General features: G+C 51.6%; 18 protein-coding genes and 1 pseudogene. 8 read left to right on the top strand and 11 right to left on the bottom strand.

Features of this window, described 5'->3' with window-relative positions:
* Positions 1-29: 29 nt before the first annotated feature.
* Positions 30-863, bottom strand: coding sequence for a class I SAM-dependent methyltransferase (locus tag VE954_RS16425; RefSeq protein WP_324954652.1), 834 nt, complete (start codon positions 861-863; stop codon positions 30-32).
* Positions 864-1,106: 243 nt separating this feature from the next.
* Between VE954_RS16425 and VE954_RS16420 the strand changes: the two genes are divergently transcribed.
* Genes VE954_RS16420 through VE954_RS16395 form a run of 6 tightly spaced genes read left to right on the top strand, consistent with a single transcriptional unit; the run spans position 1,107 to position 7,509 of the window.
* Positions 1,107-1,949, top strand: a complete 843-nt coding sequence (locus VE954_RS16420; protein ID WP_324954650.1) for a glycosyltransferase family 2 protein — start codon at positions 1,107-1,109, stop codon at positions 1,947-1,949.
* A gap of 56 nt (positions 1,950-2,005) precedes the next feature.
* Positions 2,006-2,959, top strand: a complete 954-nt coding sequence (locus VE954_RS16415) for a hypothetical protein (RefSeq protein WP_324954649.1) — start codon at positions 2,006-2,008, stop codon at positions 2,957-2,959.
* A complete protein-coding gene (locus tag VE954_RS16410; RefSeq protein WP_324954647.1) occupies positions 2,956-4,404 on the top strand; it encodes a hypothetical protein in 1,449 nt (482 codons plus the stop codon). The genes VE954_RS16415 and VE954_RS16410 overlap by 4 nt, the downstream gene beginning before the upstream one ends.
* The gene (locus tag VE954_RS16405) at positions 4,401-4,805 is read left to right on the top strand and encodes a hypothetical protein (RefSeq protein ID WP_324954646.1); all 405 of its coding nucleotides are present in this window, start codon (positions 4,401-4,403) and stop codon (positions 4,803-4,805) included. The genes VE954_RS16410 and VE954_RS16405 overlap by 4 nt, the downstream gene beginning before the upstream one ends.
* Positions 4,802-5,539 carry a glycosyltransferase family 2 protein gene (locus VE954_RS16400; RefSeq protein ID WP_324954643.1) on the top strand — a complete coding sequence of 246 codons (738 nt, stop codon included), beginning with the start codon at positions 4,802-4,804 and terminating at the stop codon, positions 5,537-5,539. The genes VE954_RS16405 and VE954_RS16400 overlap by 4 nt, the downstream gene beginning before the upstream one ends.
* A 17-nt stretch (positions 5,540-5,556) precedes the next feature.
* Positions 5,557-7,509, top strand: coding sequence for a hypothetical protein (locus VE954_RS16395; protein ID WP_324954641.1), 1,953 nt, complete (start codon positions 5,557-5,559; stop codon positions 7,507-7,509).
* A 370-nt stretch (positions 7,510-7,879) separates the two neighbouring features.
* Here the strand turns inward: VE954_RS16395 and VE954_RS16390 are convergent, their stop codons facing one another.
* The 3 genes from VE954_RS16390 to VE954_RS16380 all read right to left on the bottom strand — a co-directional run bounded on the left by VE954_RS16390 (position 7,880) and on the right by VE954_RS16380 (position 10,978).
* Positions 7,880-8,734 carry a mechanosensitive ion channel family protein gene (locus tag VE954_RS16390; protein ID WP_324954639.1) on the bottom strand — a complete coding sequence of 285 codons (855 nt, stop codon included), beginning with the start codon at positions 8,732-8,734 and terminating at the stop codon, positions 7,880-7,882.
* Positions 8,735-9,562: 828 nt separating this feature from the next.
* A complete protein-coding gene (locus tag VE954_RS16385; RefSeq protein ID WP_324954637.1) occupies positions 9,563-9,988 on the bottom strand; it encodes a hypothetical protein in 426 nt (141 codons plus the stop codon).
* Between the two features lie 306 nt (positions 9,989-10,294).
* A complete protein-coding gene (locus VE954_RS16380) occupies positions 10,295-10,978 on the bottom strand; it encodes a hypothetical protein (RefSeq protein ID WP_324954636.1) in 684 nt (227 codons plus the stop codon).
* Between the two features lie 283 nt (positions 10,979-11,261).
* On the opposite strand from VE954_RS16380, the gene VE954_RS16375 reads away from it, so the two are divergent.
* Positions 11,262-11,939: a hypothetical protein gene (locus tag VE954_RS16375; protein WP_324954634.1), complete on the top strand. Its 678-nt coding sequence runs from the start codon at positions 11,262-11,264 to the stop codon at positions 11,937-11,939.
* Positions 11,940-12,046: 107 nt separating this feature from the next.
* On the opposite strand, the gene VE954_RS16370 is transcribed toward VE954_RS16375, so the two are convergent.
* On the bottom strand, positions 12,047-13,267 hold the full coding sequence (locus tag VE954_RS16370) for an OmpA family protein (RefSeq protein WP_324954632.1): 1,221 nt from the start codon (positions 13,265-13,267) through the stop codon (positions 12,047-12,049).
* 236 nt (positions 13,268-13,503) lie between these two features.
* Here VE954_RS16370 and VE954_RS16365 point away from each other — a divergent pair, with 236 nt between their 5' ends.
* Complete coding sequence (locus tag VE954_RS16365) at positions 13,504-16,191, top strand: ATP-binding protein (RefSeq protein WP_324954630.1); 2,688 nt, start codon at positions 13,504-13,506, stop codon at positions 16,189-16,191.
* A 40-nt stretch (positions 16,192-16,231) separates the two neighbouring features.
* Here the strand turns inward: VE954_RS16365 and VE954_RS16360 are convergent, their stop codons facing one another.
* The 6 genes and pseudogenes from VE954_RS16360 to VE954_RS16335 form a co-directional block, all read right to left on the bottom strand.
* The gene (locus VE954_RS16360) at positions 16,232-17,482 is read right to left on the bottom strand and encodes a hypothetical protein (RefSeq protein ID WP_324954628.1); all 1,251 of its coding nucleotides are present in this window, start codon (positions 17,480-17,482) and stop codon (positions 16,232-16,234) included.
* Positions 17,479-18,969, bottom strand: coding sequence for a caspase family protein (locus VE954_RS16355; RefSeq protein WP_324954700.1), 1,491 nt, complete (start codon positions 18,967-18,969; stop codon positions 17,479-17,481). Before VE954_RS16355 ends, VE954_RS16360 begins: the two co-directional genes overlap by 4 nt.
* Before the next feature lie 120 nt (positions 18,970-19,089).
* Complete coding sequence (locus VE954_RS16350; RefSeq protein ID WP_324954626.1) at positions 19,090-19,740, bottom strand: hypothetical protein; 651 nt, start codon at positions 19,738-19,740, stop codon at positions 19,090-19,092.
* Positions 19,730-20,404, bottom strand: a complete 675-nt coding sequence (locus tag VE954_RS16345; RefSeq protein ID WP_324954624.1) for a sigma-70 family RNA polymerase sigma factor — start codon at positions 20,402-20,404, stop codon at positions 19,730-19,732. The genes VE954_RS16350 and VE954_RS16345 overlap by 11 nt, the downstream gene beginning before the upstream one ends.
* 6 nt (positions 20,405-20,410) lie before the next feature.
* A complete protein-coding gene (locus tag VE954_RS16340) occupies positions 20,411-21,166 on the bottom strand; it encodes a hypothetical protein (RefSeq protein WP_324954622.1) in 756 nt (251 codons plus the stop codon).
* Between the two features lie 3 nt (positions 21,167-21,169).
* Positions 21,170-21,364: pseudogene (locus tag VE954_RS16335) on the bottom strand (hypothetical protein); the annotation flags it as partial.

Genomic DNA, 21,364 nt, shown 5'->3' with positions numbered 1-21,364 from the left:
CGGAGCGCATTCTCAGACCCGCGTCTATATCAATCGTGAGCACGAATTCCGGTCACTACGATGTATTCCGACGGAACTTGAGTGGTGCCGTTCGCTGCAACATTGTTACGCTGCCAGAGATCGATCAAATCTTTACGAAATTGGTCTCGGCCTTGTTCGTTGAGTTGGGCATAGGCGCGATTCGTGGGGCCGTAGTATTCAATAAAGAAGTCGACGACCGTCTCTGGGGGGAAAGGAAAGTCCAGCGGATACGAATGACGAGAAATCTGCAGGTCGCTCAGAAATGATCCAAGGCGCTGACGACAAGTCTGCTCGTTACCCCACAGGAGAGGTGAAGGCATAAGGCTGGGAGGTGGGACATGCTTTCCTACAATCTTGAACATCTGGCCTACATGTCCCTCTGGAGTCCAATTCCCCATGACGATTTTTCCGCCCGATCGACACACGCGAGCCATTTCCTTGGCGACTAATTCCGGACGCGGTGCAAACATGACACCAATTAAGCTCATGACGACGTCGAAGGATGAGTCAGGGTAGGGAAGATCCTCAGCATCCCCTTCATCGACTTGAATCTGCAGTCCTTCGGCCTTTGCCCGGCTTCTTGCTTGCTCAACTAGATTTGCAGCAAGGTCCAGACCTGTTACTTCTATTCCTTTTCGTGCCGCAGGGATGGTGAGTTGTCCTGCGCCACAGGCTAGATCGAGCAAGCGATTGCCTGGAGCAATATTAAGTCGATCAAAGAACTCAAGCGCACCTTTCTCAAGATGCTTGGCGAATATTCCGTAGTCGCCTGCTTCCCATGTTGCCTTGAGCCGAGCTTTTAGATTGGAAATTTCGGGACTGGGAGTTGGTGTGGGGTCCATGGTGATCTCGCCTTCCAAAATTGAATGATGTTTCTCGTTTAATTCAAAGTCCTATTATTTACAAGATCGGCCGTAAGGAACATTTTTGAATAAAGGGCGTGGATAAAAGATTGGCCAGAGCCGTTCCACCATTTTAGCTCTATGTCCGTTCGGCTACGCATTCCACTCTTAGATCTTGCGCAAACCAGCGAAACCGTTCACTATCGCGCATAAAAGACGATGATCAGAATGGATGGCACTGGTATGACGATAAATGAAGCCGAAAAGGTCTCGAATTTCCCGAACGAGAAAATTCTAGTCTTCATTCCTGTGTACAATTGCCAACAGCAGATCCCACGCGTGCTGGCGCAATTCAAGTCGCTGACCAACACCTTCTACGGCATTTTGATAGTCGATAATCGCAGCACAGATGCCTCTTTGGAAGTTGCGAAAACTGCAGCGCAGAACCTGGCTTTGCCAGTGACTATCCTGCTCAACCGTGAAAATCTGGGTCTCGGTGGATCTCATAAAGTCGCTTTCCAGTATGCGATTGACCATGGTTACGATTACTGTGCCGTGCTTCATGGCGACGACCAGGGCAATATACATGACTTGGTCGCAGCGTTGGATGCCGGCTGGCATCGGACCCATGATTGTCTCCTCGGCGCTCGATTCATGCGGGGTTCACAGTTGCAAGGCTATTCCCGGCTGCGTACTTTGGGAAACCGAATCTTCAACTGGATTTTTTCTGCGGTATCGGGTCGCCGTCTGTATGATTTGGGATCCGGACTCAACCTTTATAGGGTCAGCCGTCTGCAGAAGTCCCGATTCGCTGGTTTCGCCAACAACCTGACCTTCAATTACTATCTGATTCTGGCCAGCGTCCAGTGGCAGTGGAATATCAAGTTTTTTCCCATCTCCTGGCGCGAAGATGACCAGATTTCGAATGTGCGGCTGTTTCGGCAAACCCGGCAAATCTGTGCCATCCTGTTTGACTTCTGTTGTCGCAGGAACCACTTTCTGCACAGCAATAATTCGGGGCGGGCCTATGATAGTTATCAGTCCGACACTGTATACTCGGTGCCGATGCGCGCCGCAATCCAATGAATGAAGGCCCTTTTGTATTGCGACCTTTAACTGGCACATAGAGGCGAAGAATGCACATGGATTTTGGCCGAAAGCTCTCTTATTGGGCTTTCCTAGGATCGTTTCTGGTCCTTTTGGGAGGCTTCATCCTGTTCCAAGGGAAATTCCTGGCCGCCCGTCCGTGGCTTGATATCAGCAGCCTCCTTCTGCCCTTCGGAATTTATGTGATGGCTCATATGCTGCGTGCGGTACGCCTCAGTCTCCTGCTCGGCGGACCCCGATTCCGCACATTGCTGGTCCTCTATTTTTATGTTTCCGCCTGCTCGGCACTGATTCCTTTCAAATTAGGTGAATTGGTGCGTATCAGTGAGATCGTCGGCTGGTTGAACGATTTCTGGCGGGGGCTTCTGATCGTTTGGATCGAACGTCTGTTTGATTCCGTTGCCCAGGGAATCATGATCCTGTTGCAGATTGCCTTCTTCGGCCAGGACCCGCTCGCGGTTCGTCAACTTATCGTCGTGATCGGCGCTTTTGCCTTTATCTCCATCCTGTTCTTCCTGGTTCTACCGGAACAGCTTTACAATTTGAATCTGCATATCATCCGCAGCTACAAAGGCCGAAAAGCCATTCGCTTGCTCCGCATCGTGGACTCGATTTACGAAGTCTCGCAACGGATGCGACCGCTGCTGGCCGGTAAGCTGGTGAGTCTGACCCTGCTGACCGGATCTATCTGGCTGCTGGAGTTGCTGGCCTTGGCCAGCCTGTTCAACTCTGATCCGGGGCAGCAGGCTCTCCTGAGTCTGACCGGTCAATTCACGGCCTTGATGAGTTCAGCCCCATCTGTGACTTTTCCAGCATCTTCTTTAACCTTGGCGTTTGATGCCATGAAAATGGAAGCTCTTGGCGGTGTTGGTTTACTTTTGGGTTTGACTCTCTACCGGCGACTGCGGTTGAGGGGGCTCGCTGAGCGTCCGTTCGCCTCCGGGAAACCCTTTTGGAGTGTCTCCTCTCAGCATCGAAGGATGGAATGAATCGATTTCTCTTCTATGACAACGGATCAGTCCCTTCCGATGAAATTCGCCAGCTGCTCGGCGTCCAGCGCTTTGCCGACGTCCGCTATCGCAGGCGTACCCTGGCGCAGAGGATCGCCGATATAAGTCAGAAGGCTGAGCTGAAGCTCCTGCCGCTCGAAGGGCAAAGGGACCGCTTGGCCCTGGAAAAAAATCTCGACGCGAGTATCACTGTTCTATGGGTGAGTTCCGCGACTGCTTTTGGTTGCAGTGACGAGGACGCGGCGCTGTTTTTGAAAAAACTAAGCATGAGCCGCACCTCGCTTCTGGTCGACTCGAACGGCCATCGCCAGATCGCGGTGCTGGTCGGCGATTTGGCCCGGCAGTATCTGCGATCCGTCGATGGGCCGGAAGGCTCACAGGATTTTTTACAGGAGATCGGTCAAGAGTTCAATCGCGTGCCTAGTGATGTCACGCTCTTTGATCTTCGCGATCAACGGCAATTTACGGATTATCTGACCAGCAATTTCGATGTGAGATTTTTCAATGCCGTCGACCCGGTGAATGACTTCGTGGTCGAAAAAAAGTCCAGTGACCATGATAAACTAAGGAATGAGTTCACCTATTACGGACTTTTGCCGGACGAGATGAAAGCTTTCTTCGTTCAGCCCTACGATTTCCAAACCACAGGTACGAACTCTCGTTACAAAATGGAAAGGCTTTATATCCCCGACATGGCTATCCAATGGATCCATGGCGCTTTTGATGAGATGGGGTTCGAGCGTTTCCTAACCAAGGTCTTTTATTTTCTTTCGATAAGGCGTCAACAGAAGGTGACGGCTGAACAAGCCAGGGAAGTTCATCTCGATACATACAGATCCAAAGTTCAGCGCCGCCTGCAGCAGATGCGGAGTGATCCGAACTATCCTGCGATCGATGCCTATGCAAGGGCGGGTCTGCGTCCTATCGATGGCATCCTGTCGCGCTACCTGAGCTTGCTCGATCAGCAAGCGGCGGCTCCGGTGTCGGCGCAGCTTTGCATTGGCCACGGGGATCTTTGTTTCTCCAATATCATCTATGAAAAATCAACGGGACTCATGCGTTTCATCGACCCCAAAGGGGCAGCGACCGAGAAAGAGCTCTATCTCGCGCCGAGCTATGATGTAGCTAAGCTTGCCCATTCCATTCTGGGCAGCTATGATTTCATCAATTACGGGCTGTTCCGCATTGAAATCAATGCAGATTTGAAGCTTGAATTGATCCTTGATACGGCTCCGCATCCGTGGGCGGCGGCCCTGTTCAACCGGAAGCTTGTGGAATATGGCTATCAGCCCAGGATCATTCGCTTGTTTGAGGTATCCCTGTTCCTGAGCATGTTGCCCATGCATACCGATCAACCCAAAAAAGTTTTGGCCTTTTTGATGAGGGCCGACCAAATTCTTGATGAAATAGAGTCGCAAAAATGATTTGTAAGGAACGATGCATAGTCATGGATGTCGATGGCACCCTCTGCCCGATCAAAAAAGAGCACGAAAGCTACGCGGATCTTCCGCCCATACCTGAGGTGCTGGCTCGACTGAAATTTTATAAGGAACAGGGATTTTATGTGATCTTGCATTCTTCGCGTAACATGCGCACCTATGAAGGTAATATCGGTCAGATATATGCACGGACCGGCAAGACTTTGCTGGAGTGGTTGGAACGGTTTCAGGTGCCCTACGACGAGATCCATCTCGGCAAGCCCTGGCCGGGAAAGGGCGGATTTTACGTCGATGACAAGGCCATAAGACCCGATGAATTCCTATCCAAGTCTTATGATCAAATTCTGGGGCTGATCGGGGATCGGCAGGAGAAAGCAGACCAGTGACCAACATCGTTATCACCATGGCGGGATTTGGACAGCGTTTCCGCGACGCCGGCTACGATAGGCCCAAATACTGTATCGAAGTTCACGGCAAGTCCCTTTTCCACTGGTCTTTGGCAAGCCTGCGGAGCTTTTACGAAGTGGGTAGCTTTTACTTCATTGTGCGAGCGGAGGACGCAAGCTCGGATTTCATCAGACGCGAATGCCAGATCCTTGGGATCCGCACTCCGCATGTCATCGAAATCAACAAACCCACAGATGGACAGGCGACCACGGCTTTGCTCGCCGGCGAGTTTCTGCAGGATCCCAAGCAGCCTTTTTTGGTCTATAACATCGACACCTTTGTGCAACCTTCGGAGTTGCCAAAAGCCGCTGTGCGTGGCGAAGGATGGATTCCCTGTTTTCCTGGCAAAGGAGAGGGCTGGAGCTTTGCCAGGATTTCAGATAATGGCCGGGTCGAAGAATTGCGAGAGAAAGTTCGCATTTCTTCGCACGCAACTCTGGGCCTCTACTGGTTCGCATCATTCGCGATTTATCGGGCAGCCTATGATGCTTACTACAGTGATCCTGCCCGAATGGAAAAAGGGGAAAAATACATAGCCCCGCTCTACAACCATATGATAGCGGACGCTCAGCCTGTATTTATCCACGAGGTTCGCTGGGAATCCGTCATCCCGCTCGGGACTCCTGCTGAAGTCGAGGCTTTTGCTCGACAAACGGCCGTGGAAATCCACTGACAACTGCGGAGTCGAACTTGAAGCTGAAAGTCCTCAACTCTGCGGGGCTCATTCTTATTTTGAGCAGCCTTATCGCGATTATTTATCAGGCCATGCAACCCGTGCAGGGCTATGATCTGCTCAGTTTGAAGGTGCCGCCCTCTTCATACTGGGATGGCCCCACCATCACGAGTTTGCAGCAAGCGTATGGGCCGGGTGTCATGGTTCTCGCTTTGTTCATCCCCTGCTATCTTCTGGGGGTACGCTTGCTGCGCAGCTTTTCTCCGGTTGCTGATTGGGATCTTATTAGGCATGTAGGCGCTTTGGTGCCGGGCTATTTTATTTGCATCGCTCTGAACCGACTGATCACTTTTCTCCTCCCGAATGAATATGCCTGGCCTGCGATTATCATGCTTTATGCCGGCGTAATTATTTATTCCTTGTACTCCAAAGATTTGCAGGTACGCTGGCGGCCCAAGTTTGTCGTCAGTGCCTTGATTATTGTGATCGTGGCTCTTGTGTATCAGGTTCAGTATGGAACAGCACACGTCGTCGGTGATGGCAACTCCTACTCCTTCAAACTCCTTGAACCCAAAGGAGGGGAAGGATCACTGTTCCAGAGTGGTGTTCGCTTCCCTGTCTTCGGCCAGCACTATGACGAGCTCATGTTCCTTTATCCCGCGCTCTACGCGGCGCGGCATGTTTTCGAAGATTCAAACTATTTTGCTGAACTTTTGCCTTTCTGGTGGAGCTTCAATGCTATCATGCGCCTCGCGGTTTTCGCCTTTCTGCTGGCTGCTTTGCGCAGTTTCCGTGAAATCGGGTTTTGGGCGGCTCTGATCCTGACCCTTTTCGTCCACTTTGGTCCTTTGATGATCCATCCTACGCAGCGCGCTTTGATTTTCGACAGCGGCAATCCTTTGGCCTATTGCCTGCACATTGGACGAAGTTTGGGAGCGGTACTGCCCGTCATGGCGCTATCCCGATACCTGGATTTTTCTCAGACGCGCTCCTTTCGACCCGTCGACAGCCGTGTGTTGCCATTTCTGTTCGGCATCGGGCTCGCAGCGACGACGATCAGCAATCAGTCCTTCACGATCGCTCTGCTGGCTCTGCCTTTTCTGGGCCATATTCGCAACAGTTCCCATCCGCTCCGCTTTGCTGGTGCCCTGTCGTGCATGAGTGCAGGATTGATGATAGCTCTGTTCGGTGCCCAAGGAAGCAGCGAGTTTTATCAAAGTCATGGATTGAGAGTTTATCTCTTGGGGTTCATCCTCTTTCTGATCGGTTTTTTTCTCAGTGTTGATCTATCCAAGGCCTCGTTTGTCACCCTGTGGAAGATCAAACGCCGGATTTCACCTGCGGTTTTGAGTTTTCTCATCGGTAACTTCCTGGCTCTCTTCCTTCTCGGCAATATAGCCCTGGAAAAAATCCTGCAATTGTTGCCTCTATGGGGACGCATTGCCCCGACCCTCAAGGTCCGGGAATTGGTCGCTGTAGCTTCGAATCAAGCTGCCTTTGGTCCTTCGCCTTATTGCCCATTGGTCATAGCGGAGCAAAGCACGTGTCGCAGCTGGGCTGAATTTTCGGTCAAATTCGGTTTGCCAGTCGCGATCTTTCTCATTGTTCTTCTCAGCTGGTATTTCTTTCGTAGATCAAGAGTATCGGAGCGCGAACCTGACCCCGAAGGGATTTATCGAGAAGTCTGTTTCTGCGCTGTCGCGCTGCTTCTGACATATTTCATCTTCGACTTCATGAACGGTTCCGCCAGTGCGTGGCTTGGGATTTGGGTCAAGACCAGGCTGTTTGAACCCTGGTACTACAGCTTGCTTATCATGGGCTTGATAGCGCTACTGAAGAAGTCGCGGGCACTGGACCTCGCGCTTGCAAGCTGGATGGTGCTGTGGCTGGTGATTTTTCAATACAAGAACGACTTTGTCGTCTTTCGGCAGCTGCTCGTGAATGTCCAATACCTCGCGGGACTCTTGTGATCTTTGATATTCGGCGTTCAACTTTGCTTTGTGCAGGTACAGCACTATATCTGGGATCTTGCGGACTCATGCGGATTACACTTCATGAAATACGCTCGAAGTATCGCTCCGGAGCAGTTCGCAAGAGCACGCTATGGCTCATTCCGCTTGTATGCGCACCTGTGGGCGAAAAGGCAGGGTCCATTCCATCAAACTTGGTGAAATAGGGTGGGTTCAGTTCAGGTGAAGTTCTGCAGTCGGGTGTTGCAGTTTTAGCTGTCAGCACCGAGACAGGAGATTTTTTCTTGCACATTGATGCAGTGGGCTTTTAACGTTTAAGTTGAAATACAGGAGTTCGCTCAGGGATTCTGAATAGTTGGATTCCAGCAGCTTAAATCTGCGCCTCATGGCGGATATGGAGATCGCGCTGCGGAAAAGGTATCTGGATCTTATGTTTACGAAAAGCTGCATCGATGGCAAAGCGCAGGTCACTGGCCACGACTGGCGCAGGTCCTGGATCCGGTAACCAGGCAGCCAGCTCGAAGGCCAGAGCGCTTTCCGCAAAGTCCCTAAAGAACACTTGCGGAAGAGGCGTCTTGAGAACAGGAGGGTGGGAGAGAGCCACCTCCATAAGCACGTCCCTTACGAGCGTAACATCTGAGCCATAGGCGACGTTAACGGCTACCTGAACCCGATAAGTGCCCATTGGGGCCGTTAGATTGATGACTGTTTCCGAAATCAACTTACTGTTGGGCACGATCAAAGCAACATTGTCGCGGGTGAGAATGCGCGTGGCACGCATGGAAATAGCATCGATCAAGCCTATGGTACCATCAATTTTGATGTAATCTCCCTTTTGCACAGGCCGCTCGATCAGCACAATAATCCCGCTGATAAAATTCTGGGCGATATTCTGCAATCCAAAGCCAATTCCAACCGTTAATATAGCTCCCAGGGCAGCGAGGGCTGTAAGCGAAATACCGATGTTATCAAGGGCGATCAGGATGCCGGCTATGGTGACTGCATACTGCGTTATATTCCCTAGAGAATAAGCCAAACCGCGCTGGGCCTCGGTTCCCTTCTGCAAGGTTATTCGAAAAACGAATGTGCGGGCCAGCCGACCGAGAACGACGGAAGCGATGCAGATCATCAGAAATATTATCAAGGAAATGATGGTTACCTTGGTGTCAGAAATAGTAAAAAGCGGGTGAGAAAAATACGAGATGATCCCCGAAAATGACTTCAAAATCGAATCCATAGAATCTTCGACTCCCAGATAAATGCCCATTGACCGACCGAGTTCTCTGTCCTGATCCCTTAAGGCAGAGCTTCTTTCTCTTGCAATTTTCAGACAGGACCTTGCCTGCAATGCCAATCGCGACGGAATCTATCGCAGGCATCGGTTCAGACTTTTCTTCAAGTCAGGAAGGAATTGATAGATTAGGCCATTTTCCTGTGGTGCTGGCAAGCTTTTCCACCCTCGTTGGTCTCGAAATGTGTTCGTCCATCCCAATAGCAAGACATAGTTCGCGGTCATTGCTATGACAGAAATCGAAAAATTTTGCATGCTCTTGCTGTTCCGAATCATAAAACGTGCCTCGTACCCTTTCATCTCCGGCACTGAGGGTATCAAGCTGAGTCCTTCAGAATTGATAGCAAAATTGATTGATCTGATGCCTCCTCAATTGAGTCCCTGGTCCGATAGAGAGGTGTTTTTGCACCAAACTTCAAGCGCCGTGATGAGATTATTTTATGTCCCGGAGTTCGTAAGCGGAAGCTGTCAACGGGGTTCGGGTGTTTGGAGAAGAAGAGTCATCTCGAAAGGCAGGAGAGAGAGTTGGCCCCGTCCGCTGAAACGAGTGTCTACAGTGGATGTACCGCATTGCACAAGTTGCGGCAAAGACCTGATCATAACCTCCGCGGTACGGTGGGTTCATCGAGGCCATTGGGCTCTTTAAGGACGTGCCCTGACTCGACAACTTCGACAGTGGGTTTGCGGAGTTCAGGGGGGCGACCGATTATTTTCATGTTACCCTTTAAAAGTTAAAGGCAGGTGACATGAAATGGGCGGAGCTTAGAGTGCTTTCACTTTGCTGGCCGTATCGATATTGAAATAGAGCGTCGAACCCTCCCAGGTCACGCCTACAGAGTTATTCCCACCCTCGGACTTCAGCCGACTGCAGAGATCTGCGCTACTGGCGGAATCCGCGGATGCAGCACGGGTCGCGGTGCCAGCAGTCGTGGCAGAGGTGGCTGTATTTGCAGAGCCAGCGCTCGTTGCATAGTCGGCAATCACTTTTCCTTCTGCGTTCTTGAGTACGATGGTTTTATCGTTGATCAGAGCCTGAAGAGCATCGTGGTGGGTTTTAAGCTGTGCTTCTAGTTTTTTGATATGAGCCTGCTGAATTGCGACCATGCGCGTTAGTTCTGCCTCGTCAGCAAAAGCGGATGGGGCGAAAAGTGCGAAGCCAGTGAAAATTAAGGTTCCAATCATGCGCATGGGATGCAGGCCTTTCTTAGGTGCAGGGTGATTGGAGGATAGAGAGTGGGGTTGAATATTGCAGTCGCCGCGGAAATATTATCAAAATACGTCTAAATGACATATAATCCAAGCAACGGGAGAAGATTGCCGGTCTGCCCGAATCGATATTTGAAGCAGAGTTGAACTTGGTCTCGGCAGAAGGTGAATCTTGGACCAGAACGCAGAGATGAGGATTAATTTCAGATTGATGGACACAGCGTCTCGAAATGCCTCCTACTGTTGCTTCCAAGGGAAAAGTTCAAGCGACATTTGATAGAGGACGATCTACAGCACCAAACCCAATTGAAGATAAACTCTTCGCTGGCGGTGGAATTCGTCGCGTGCATCCACTTTGAGCCTGTTTGAGGCTGCGAAAACGTTCTCGTAACTCTCCACCGCTCGCGTGGATAATCCGTAGTGGTAGGTTCCACGGAGGGCAGCAGAGATTCGCCAGAGCTGAAGCGACAGTCCGAGGGACATGAAGGTCCCGTCGGTTTCATACCCATCAAAGTAGTACGAATCCATGTAGCCCTTGTCAACATCTGCTCTTCGTGGGTACTGGCTTTCGTATTGTCGGCGACGGGCTTTGAAAAGACCTACCTCTCCGAAGAGGACTTCATAATAATGTCGGTAGCCGATTTCATAGGTTTTGAAATCGATGTCCCTGTTTGGACTCAGATGCTGGGTGTAGCGTCCCAACAGCACGCTGTTGTCGCTTAAGAAAGTGCCCGCGGTATAGCTGCTTCCATAGGAACCCGCAATGCCACCTTCCACCAGGCCGTACCTGGACTTACGGCTGTCTGAATACTTGTCGCCATTCCTGATCACATAAGCCACCGATGAAATCGTAAGATACGCCAGGCCATAGGCAGCCGCAGCCATAGCCATATATGCGAGAGCTTCATTGGGGTTTGCCTGATGGAGTCTGGGTTGGGCGTGGACCTTGGGCTGGGCAAGAATAGACGTCACTGGGAAGAACGCCCAAATTTAAAGGTCCGAACTGAGTTGATAGAAACATTGATGGCCCTGCAACGTGGGGCTGACTGGACGGTCAGCTAACGGACCTTAAAAAACAGGTATTTTCAGTGGAATTCTCCATGATATCTCGACCGTCCGCCCACCTTGATGAACCAGCTTAGCGCTCATTCACCAGATGAAAACCAATTTTCAATAAACGCTTCCTCTACCCCTATAACGCATGTATATAGCGTCCTCGGTGAGTTTGCACACAACCACGCTTTGAAGGATAACTATGTTACGCACGACTGTACTCAGCATCTGTCTTCTTGTTAGCGCCAGCGCCCTGGCCAGCTCGCCAGTCAAAAGATGTCAGCAAGTTCGGGAAGCTGGTCAGGTTAAATTAGTCTGTGAAGTGTTCGTCGATAAAGAGGCCGTGTTGCAAGATGTTTCCGTTAGTCCAGCCAACGGCGGCATCAATCCAGATTTTTCCGCTTATACTATCAGCGGCATGGCTGTCATTGGCAGCAACAAGTGTGAAGCACAAGGCCTCAAGGCTGCCTTTGTTAAGAAGAAAGTCAACGGCAAGAACCTGTTGGTTGCTCGCGTGACCGGCTGGCGCCCAGAAGGCCGCTTCTGCACCCGTGAATACCAGCCAGCTTTGGTTCCGGTCAATACCACTGTTCGCGGCAACAGCCATCTCATCTCCAATACCTTCATTAAGAATGTTGATGAGCGCGATACGGAAGTGGCCGTGGATTCCACCTGCTTCGAGCCCACGATGTGCACCATGGAATACCAGCCCTATGTTTGTAGTGCTGAAAACGCCGACCGCCAGTTCGAAGGCAGCAATGAGTGCATTGCTCGTGATCAGGCGAGCCGAAGCGCTTGTTTCCGCAATGTCGAGCTCGTTAACCTGAGCTGCGAGGCCGTTCCAGCCGAATTCATTTCTCCCATCGAGATCCTCGAGTAACCCTTAGGTTATACCCTTGGACTGCTGGTCAAGAGCCGGCAGTCCGTGCCAGCTCCAGCCTCCTTCCGATCATCTTCTCCCAAATTTACCCTGCCTTTCGCCATCACCTACTCAATCAGAATTAGTTCAACACGCCGGTTAAGGGTTCGACCCTGCGGAGTCTTGTTATCTGCGACGGCGTGTGAAGACCCGTAGCCCTTACCACGCAGGCGTACAGGTGCGATTCCTTTGTCTGTCAGCCATTTGACGACCGCTTCAGCTCGCTTTGTGGAGAGCGCCTGATTGTGCGCCTGCGTGCTGGTCGAATCCGTATGACCTTGAACTTCCAAACGCAGAGTATTCTGATTCTTGAGTACGGCCAGAACCTCATTCAATGAATCTTCGGACTCTGGCAGGGGAACATGGGAATCAGATGCGAAACGGATTCCATAAAGCACCGCGCGCTTTGCGCTCTTCAGGGACGTCGCTACAGGATTGTCAGATGGAGGACGGCACTTGGGACCTTCATTGGGTTTCAACTTTGGGCCGTCCCATCTTCCACCAAAGCTGCCGTCAGTCGTATACCATTCGCCTCCCAGACTCTGCCCTCCATTCCCCAGAACAACGAGGGCTGTTCCGCTGCTTTTGTTTTCCTCCTGCCGCCATTGAAGCGTGGCGACAGAACCTTTGACCCGACCTGTGAGCTGCCCTTGCTGATAGTCATAGCAGCCTAGGATCGCATCTCCCTTTTGCTGGAATCGGATAGGCCCATCAGCTGTTCCAAATATGCCTGTGAAATCGACTTTCGGCACTGGCCCCATCGGAACTCCTTGGATTGCCGTTTCCATTAATTGGGTGTAGTGGGGATTGCCCCAGTTGGATAGCACGGTAATCTTGAGCCAACGGGCCGTAGTTTTTTCAGGAAGTTTCACGGATTTGCTGTCACCTCCCTTGGCTAATTCAATGGTCGTCACAGGCTTAAAGCCCTTGTTCCTGCTTTCCATTGATACGGATAACTGCATTTTGCGGGCAGCTATTCCAGGATAAGTATCTTCTTGGACAGCTTTGGAATCCACCATCCATTCTGATAAGGCGTACGGCTGAGCCAGCTCAAACACAAACTCATGGGGAAAAGCGGCACCTTTGGCGCTACCCCATCCCCTGTCTTTCGCGTCATCGAAGACGGAGCGAGCAGGCCAGGAGGCAGGATCGTCCTCACTGGTCCCAGGCAGCAACAAAGTCCCGAGCGAGAGGTCAAGTATGTCGACCGCCGCCGACGGAGCAGCCTTGGGTTCCGCAGCCAGGAGGGTTGAGCCAAGGGTCAACATCAGAGCACATAGAAACCGCAAGACATGATTCCTAGCGCTATAGCTTCTTTTATAGGTGATCAGCATAGGCTTTCCTTATTCCATGGGTCCATTCACTTTCGCCCAATGGCGTTCTGATTTTTATACGGGAAATCTGCAATGAGTGACAGGCGTCAATCTCAATGGATCCGCTATTTGGAATTAATATCATTGGTTTATCCAGCCTAAATTGATTACAATTGAAACGTGCCATCCACAGCGAAAAAGGTCCTGCGACAATGATGAAATGGATCATCTCCCTTCTGCTGTTCTCCAGTCTGATCACGCGCAGCAGTCAGGCTGAAACCCTTGAGGTTGACCTCGAAAATTTTCCTGCCCTTCAAATGCTTTATCTGGACGATCCCCGCCACGCGTTTGAGATGATCAAGAAGCGAGCCTCTCGGCTCGATCCAGACAAAGAGCCTGTGCCATGGATCCGAACCCTCTGGTTTGCTGCTAGACGTGGTGAGCTCCCAACCCTGGCCAGCCCGCAGCAGATCGAGGAAGGGATACAAGGCGCCTACCAGCGCGGCATGTTCATCGAATGGACAGACTTCAGGATTATAAAAATAGAAGACGAGACTTATGAAGGCGACTCCTTTGAACCCAAGAAGGGACGCTACGAGGCTCTGATCAAAGACCTGCAGCAAACTGGTGATCATCACGCCTTGGCTCTCGGACTCGCAAGTTATGCTGATTTTCTTCTGGTGAACCTGAATTTGGATCAGGCAATGCTTATCATTGATCAGATGAACCGTCTTCTTCCCGATGATAGCCAGACACCACTGATCGTCTATGATATGGCGAAGTATGTCTTTGCCCTGGCCCTGCGTTATCAGGGCCAGCTTGATGCCTCCTTGGCCATCCAATTGGCTATGGAAAAACGCTACTTACAACTGAATCTACGCAGCGCCCGTGCGTTCAACCTATATGATCTCTCTCTGGCGTTCACGGATCAACCTATCGATCAGGTTCAAAAGAACCAACGAATGATCGCCGGCTACCTTCTTGAAGCGATTCGATTGGGATTGGAAATCGGCGACCGTAAGCTCGTCGCTATGAATCAATATGGGCTGAGCTTTTTGCGATCCAAGCTAGGTCAGTACGATGATGCTGTGAACTCCGCTCGGAAAGCTGCCACGTATTTTGATACCGCGACGGATGAGGACTGGCAGTCGCGGGCGCACACCCGTCTGGCCAGTGCGCTCATAGACACGGGGAGTCATGAGGAAAGTTTCAAGCATCTTGATAGAGCCGAAAAATTCACCTCCCGATCGAACAACACGCGTTTAGCGGACATCGAGGAATTTCGGTACAAAGCCCACCGCAAACTGGGGCATACCAAGGAAGCGCTCGAGAGTCTGGAAAAATACATGACTTTGTACAAGCAATACACCAAGGAGCGCACGAACAAGAATTTCAATCAAACGGCCGTGAAGCTCGGACTTCAGTATCAGGAGGAACGCAACAAGGCTCTGGCGAGGCAGAATGAACTGCAGGCGGAACAGATCAATCTCCTCAAAAAATTTCGTCTCGTTTCGATCATTGCGGCGACCCTCTTCCTGATTGTTTGTGGGGCCCTGTTCATCGTCTGGCGTCAGGCGTCTGCTATCAGATTCAGCCGCCTGCAGATGAAGGAGGTCCTGGATCATGTCGAAGAAGGCATCGTGATCCTTGACCGCCAGTTGCTGGTCCGTAGCGGCTACTCCTCTTATCTCGACACATTATTCGCTCGGTCCGCCAATAGCCTCCAGGAAGCTTCACTTTTGGAATTCCTCTTTCCCATCGGGTCACCGGATCATGATAAAGGTGTGATGGTACGGGATATCCTTTCCACCTGCATCGGCGAGGAGGCTCTGAATTGGGAGCTCAATCACGCGCATCTTCCTCATGAAGTGAGCCTTCGGGATTTGATACTGCAGCTGCACTGGCAGCCTCTCTACAATTCCCAGAAGCAAATCGCGAATTACCTGGTTTCCATTCGCGACATCACGTCACTGCGAGCGATAGAACGCAAGATGAAAGAGGAATCGCAGCGTGTGGAACTTCTGCAGGAAGAGCTTGAGGAGGTCCTGAAAGGAAACACTAGCCTGATTCGCAACCTGCTTCATGACCTCGAAAAGGCCTGGCCAGATCTGACGACACAGGTTTTTGCGCCTGATCAGCAGGCCGCAGCTCTTCGCCGTCTGCATACATGGAAGGGCGCGGCCCGCACGCTGGGCTTGAAGCATTTGGCCACAGCCATCCATCACATGGAAAGCGGCCTCGTGAATTCTGCAGATGCACCTTCCATACTCGAAGGTCAATGGCATTCCTTGACCAAGTCCTTTCAGGATTATCAGCATCTTCTGAATGCGGTCCTGATCAGTGCTCGGGCTGGTGATGAAGGCGCAACGGACCTTTATGCTTATGCGCCTCTCTATGCCCGGGAGATGAATGAGCGACTCGATGGGGTAGGGTGCCCGCGCGAGGGCGTTATGGTGCTTGATAATGTGCAAGGCTGGAATCGGGAAATCCTGGCTCGCATTCATGAGATGCTGCTGCATGCCGTTTCCAATGCTCTGGATCATGGATTTATTCGACCTTTGCAGAAAAGCCCAAGATCTGCACCAGCTCTGATTCAAATCAGGGCCAGCCATGCTGGTGAAGGCATTGAGTTGATGGTTAAGGATAACGGGGCAGGTATCGACTGGAAACAATTGCAGCGAAAAGCCGAAGAAAAAGGTTTCCGGCCTCAACCTGGTCAATCACTGACCGATCTTTTATTCATGGACGGCGTGACCACAGCGGAATCCACTACGGAGACCAGCGGACGGGGAGTGGGTCTGAGCGCTATCCGCAGTATCTGCTCAGAATTGGGTGGACAGATTACGCTGGGAAATGCGGAAGAAGGCGGGACCGCGCTGCGCATCACCCTGCCGCTGTAGTTGTGTCAAGGTCCTATTCCGATCCATCGAATTCCGTTATTTAAGGATCGAGAATACCATCGATCAGGAGTCCTGTTGAAATCTCGCGGGCGCCAGTGAGTAGATCATGGTTCTCCAGCATGCCGAGACCACTGCTGCTCATCATATAGAGACGTTTGGCCTCGATGTCGATGGCCAGTCCAGCGATGGAGGAATCCTGAAACGTGAAAATACGTTCTTCACCTTGAGGAAGCTCCTGCACGATGTATTGGACTTTATCTTGGAGTAAAAGCGCAAGGGGCAACTGACCGGGATCATGAGTCTGCATAGGTACGAGGCACGCAATCAAAAGATGCGTGGCGTCAAGTGAGAGAGCACCCATTGGAAGTTGGCAGGAGGTGGGCGTGCTCGCCATGATGCTCCAGGTTTTACTGTCGATTCGGGTGATGAGCCCGGGCTGACTCACCAGGAGCTGTTGGCTCTTATCCTCCTGTATATCGAGAATCGCGTAGGAGTTGGGCAGCGTGATCTCGGGAAGCAGGTCCTGTCCTGCACAGCCGTCTTCTGGTGTCAGCTGGTGGATGCGGCCCTGCTGATTGCCAAGATAGATTTTGGATTCATCCTGGGCCCAGCGCACGGCTCGTAAGTTTTCATTTTGGGCTAGTGCGGCGAAGGCAGGGCAGCCTTCCAGGACAGGCTTCATACGTCCTGTGGTATCTTCCTTGTGGATATCAAACGCATTTCCATTGAGATCAATCGCGAGCAGTTGGCGACCGCTGGGACTGAAACTCGTGACCAGCTCAGGCTGTTCGTTCATGTCACCCAGCGCCCAGCTCGGCTGAAAGGTCTCGTTCTGCCAGCTATGATCGGTGAGAAGTTTGATGATTCTTAAAGAGTCGCCCGTGCTGCTGACAAACGTAAAGGCCAGGCTGCTGCTTGCCGCTTGCGCATAGCGCGTGAACCCGGAGATATCGAAGCTCTGGGCAGCGGTTTGTTCCGTGATATAAAGGCTTTTCTCACTCCACAAGGCCGCGCCCGCAACCTGAGGCAGTGTGAAAAATTCCTGATAACCAGGAAGGTTTTGTCCCCAGACTTCCCGCCCTCCCTCAGGAGCGATGACACTCAAACGTCCTGACGTGCGACCATAGCTGACAAAGCGCTTTTCCGAACTCAAAAAGCTGCGGGCAAGACCGATTTTAAAAAGCAGTTTGTCGCTGAGTGTTCCACTCGCGTTGGGATCTCGCGCCACGGTCCCTCTGCTGCAGGCGAGAAGAAACGTGCTGATGAGCAAAAGAAGATTCAGATACTTCATTGAACTCTCCTGGCTTTACCACCGAAATGCCAGCCCATGCCAAGACCAGTTTCCCAGCGCCGGCCACTGAGCTTTCCGATACGACCATAGTCCCAGGAGCTATCCGAAAATCGCTGCCAGACGCTCCAGGCCAGGCTCCCCTGCGGACGCCAGGTCAGTCGCAGGTCAGCGCTGAGTAACAGGCTGCTCTCATCAAAAGGCATGGATTGACCAAACTCATCCTGAAATGTGATAGCCATATCCTGTTGTCCGACCCCGAGGCCAGATTCAAGAGCAAAGGCATTTGAAAGTTTGAAAGTATACGCTCCCGTCAATTGCGTTAGCTCAGTTTTCATTCTGCTTTTTAGCCCCGGGCGTAGTGTGCCCGTGGCCTCGATTGGGGGCTGATGCATAAGACCCAGGCTCCAGTTCCTGTAATGCCAATAGGCTCCCGCTGTCCAGGCCAGAGTCGAGGTCTGTCCGGCAAGCTTGGGAAAAATAGGATCCTGCCAACTGCCTGAGCCAAGATCGAGTCGCACTTCGAAAGGATCAGGCTGCAGGATAGTTTCCAGATCAATAGCTTCGCCTGGTACGGCATCGACCTCGTAGACAGCCATAGCTTCCTCTGAATCAGGGCTAAAGATCTTGATGATGTTCTTCTTTGGTTTTAAAGGAAAGGCCATCGGCAGACGGCCTTTGACACCGTCATTGATCCGAAGGGAAAAATCCTTGAAATGATCAAGGTAGGCTTTCAAAACAGGCAGCCCAGGGCGTTGGCTCTGACCCTTCAAGGGAATGTCGGCCTTGCCAATGGATTTGGCTTCAAATGTTGCGCGCTGTCGTCCCTGCGAATAAGACCAGGCTTTCTCCTGCGCGTAGTCATGAGCTTCCAAGGCAGTTACGAGTCCATCCTGATTGCGATCATAGGTTTCCAACGCTTCGATAAGAAAATGAGTATAGACGTCTCCCTGGAGGGAAGGTGATTCGTGAGCGGCTTCGCCCTCTGCTGCTGCAGAGAGGATGAGAATTCCCTCGGACACCTCTGCCAGAGATATCGTGGGCCCTTTGCGTTGAGCCAGTAGAGCGCTGATTTCCGGTGAAAGACGGGACTTTCCCACACCTGAATGACAGCTGGCAAAGATCATGAGATTGCGTGAAGACGAAAGGCTGTCCGCCCAGTTTTTCAGGAAAGCGTGACTGAGACCCGTCGTGCCGAGCTGCTCGTGCCGCGTGTCATGCGTTACAACATACTTGCCCAGCAACCCCTCCTGGTTCATGCTGAGAGTGCCATGTGACGAGATATAAAGGATGACCGTGTCCTGTTTGCGAACCTCTTGGCTGACTTCGATGAGCTTCCTTTTAATGTTGTCCAGGCTCGCGTCAGCATCAACCAGGATGCGCCTGTCCATGATGTATCCTGTGCCCTGACCCAGCTTGTCGATGACCTTGCGAGCATCTACCTGCGCCCATTTTAAGGGGGTCCAGAAGGAATCCTTGTACTGATTGATTCCAATCGAAATGACGAAATAGCGGGGGGGGCTCCTGCTTGACCTTTTCCAAGGGAAGCAACTTTCCAGCAGCCATGGTCAGGCCGTTGCCGAGTAGGAGCCAAAGGCAGACAATGCCGTTTATTGTACGGAAAGCGTTTGGCAAAGCTTTGCTCCTATCCGAGGCCAATGCTGCATGAGGTTGTCCATCCTTTGTTGCAAATCGTCACGATTTCTGGTGGCAAGCAGACAGAATTTCAAAGTCTGTCCTGGCTGATCCAGCTGGTAGACAAAAGCCTGTTCTTGCTCGGCCAGGATTTGATCCTGACCTGTCACAGGACTGTGCAGCTGGAATTGCACTTCCGGAATTCCTCCATCGATCTGCAAAGCCAGGGCCAGATATGATGCTGTCGGACTGCTGACTTTAAACAGCAGGGTCTGACCTACATGTCCCTGTTCGACTTTCTGAGGACGCCCATCCACATTCAAAAGCTGGATTTCCAGCCGCGCGTCAGTCTCAGAGGTCATTCCTTTGATTCCAAGTTCATCCTGATTGTCCAGAATCTTCACCAAGGGTGCAAGACCAAGGACCACAGCAGCCACAAGCAACCAGCCGCGATGGAATTTTGTTCTCTTCGTCGGAAGTTGTCTTTTAATCCCTGACCAGATCCTTTGTTTCTCGAGCTCATCCACCGGGGTCTGGGAATTCTTATACTCCGCTTCCATCAAACGGAGAATATCTGCGTCATCCAACAAGGTCTGTGAAGTCTCATCCCTAGGATTATTGTCCATGGCTTCCTCCCTTTTCCAAACGCTCGAGGCGCTGCTCAAAAACATGCCGGAACTTCTGCCTCAAGCGCCCAAGGCGGGTGGTTATGGTGCTCACGGCTTCACCGCGTAACTCGGCAATTTCACGAGCCTTGAGCCCATCGATGTAGAAGAGTTTGAGCGTATCATCCTGTTCCTGGGAACAGACTTCCTGAATCAGATGACCTACGAGTCTAATCTCAAGCTCGTGATTATGCTGGGCCTGGGTCTCATCGGCTCGCTGCGATACCGCATGGTTGGCATCGGGATCGGATAGGGAGATGAACTTTTTTCTCCTTTGATAATCCACTGCCAAATGTCGGGCACAACTGACCAGCCATGGTTTGATAGCCGCAGCGTCTTTGATTTCGTGCGCTTTGGTGTGGAGCTTGAGAAAGGTTTCCTGGATCAGATCCCTCTTCTCCTCATGATCGACACCACAACGCTGTATGATGTATTGGATCAGGCCATAGTAGGCCTCATAAACCTTTTGAAAGCTGGGCTCGTGGCCCTTTTGTAGGAGCTGAAACTCCTGTTCGGATAGAAGCTGATCATTCGCCATCAAGACGTCCCGATAATGCCGCTTAGGCCGCAGCATGAAGGATTGATAGCCTTCTATCTTAACAGAGCTTCCGCTCGTCTTCACCATATTCTCTCAGGGCGGCCCCTTCCAAGGTAGAATGCTGAGAAGTTCGAGCCGTCCCTGCTCATTCCGATACTGCCAGATTCCACTGTCTGTCGTTGCAATCAGGAGTCCCTGGTGCGGAATAAGATCGTTGCAGTTTTGTCCGAGCAGGGTGTCGGTAAGCTTCAGATCCAAAGGATCTGCCACATCGAAAACCTTCAGGCCGGCTGCCCCGTCACAGACAAAGAGTTGTTGACCATCGATAGCCAAACCTGTTGGCGCAAACATGGGCACTTTGGAAATACGGCGGGGACGCTCGCGCTCCGAAACATCGACCACCTCGAGGACATTCTCGCTGCCACCGCAGCGGTTTCCTGCTTTCAAAGTGACAAAGGCATTGTTCCCTTGCACCACGACGGGATCGCAAGCCCGCTGATGCGTATGCTGGCCAAGCAAGGTTGGCACATCCGGATCATTCAAATCATAGATATACATGCCCGTACTAGCGCCGAGATAAAGAGAGCGATCATAGGGAAACATGGTTTCCACATCCCATGCAACCTGCATTTGATTCAAAGCAACTGGCTCTTCTGGTTTTTCCAGAGAGAAAGTGATCAGTTGAGATCCAGCCAGCGTATAGAGTCGATCCTCGACGATGGCAAAGCGCGCTGTCGAGCCGCCTTTGCCAGCGATGCCAGCGTTGGCACCAACCGGATTCCCTCCCGCTGGAGCTTGACCGCAGGCATGAAGTAGAACGACAAAGACAAGGTGAATTAATTTTTTCATGGCTTAGTTCTCCCGACTTGAGGACGCGGTATTTGATTCAAGACCTACAATTACGCCCTTGCGTGGATCGGCGTCGGACACATACTGTCCTGGATACCAGACCTCAGGCTGCCAGGGGAAAATATTCTCGACGCGTTGCAAGAGCTTGGGCGTTGCTGGATCTTCAATGTCAATCACCAGAAAATCCACGAAGCTATC

Origin of the sequence: Oligoflexus sp. (genome assembly GCF_035638955.1) — a bacterium.
GTDB lineage: Bacteria > Bdellovibrionota_B > Oligoflexia > Oligoflexales > Oligoflexaceae > Oligoflexus.
This window is presented reverse-complemented; position numbering and strand designations above follow the sequence as displayed.

Bases quoted from the DNA above. Each gene is read 5' to 3' on its own strand.
- VE954_RS16425 (WP_324954652.1), bottom strand. From the start codon at position 863: ATGGACCCCACACCAACTCCCAGTCCCGAAATTTCCAATCTAAAAGCT.
- VE954_RS16420 (WP_324954650.1), top strand. From the start codon at position 1,107: ATGACGATAAATGAAGCCGAAAAGGTCTCGAATTTCCCGAACGAGAAA.
- VE954_RS16415 (WP_324954649.1), top strand. From the start codon at position 2,006: ATGGATTTTGGCCGAAAGCTCTCTTATTGGGCTTTCCTAGGATCGTTT.
- VE954_RS16410 (WP_324954647.1), top strand. From the start codon at position 2,956: ATGAATCGATTTCTCTTCTATGACAACGGATCAGTCCCTTCCGATGAA.
- VE954_RS16405 (WP_324954646.1), top strand. From the start codon at position 4,401: ATGATTTGTAAGGAACGATGCATAGTCATGGATGTCGATGGCACCCTC.
- VE954_RS16385 (WP_324954637.1), bottom strand. From the start codon at position 9,988: ATGCGCATGATTGGAACCTTAATTTTCACTGGCTTCGCACTTTTCGCC.
- VE954_RS16375 (WP_324954634.1), top strand. From the start codon at position 11,262: ATGTTACGCACGACTGTACTCAGCATCTGTCTTCTTGTTAGCGCCAGC.
- VE954_RS16365 (WP_324954630.1), top strand. From the start codon at position 13,504: ATGATGAAATGGATCATCTCCCTTCTGCTGTTCTCCAGTCTGATCACG.
- VE954_RS16360 (WP_324954628.1), bottom strand. From the start codon at position 17,482: ATGAAGTATCTGAATCTTCTTTTGCTCATCAGCACGTTTCTTCTCGCC.
- VE954_RS16350 (WP_324954626.1), bottom strand. From the start codon at position 19,740: ATGGACAATAATCCTAGGGATGAGACTTCACAGACCTTGTTGGATGAC.
- VE954_RS16345 (WP_324954624.1), bottom strand. From the start codon at position 20,404: ATGGTGAAGACGAGCGGAAGCTCTGTTAAGATAGAAGGCTATCAATCC.
- VE954_RS16340 (WP_324954622.1), bottom strand. From the start codon at position 21,166: ATGAAAAAATTAATTCACCTTGTCTTTGTCGTTCTACTTCATGCCTGC.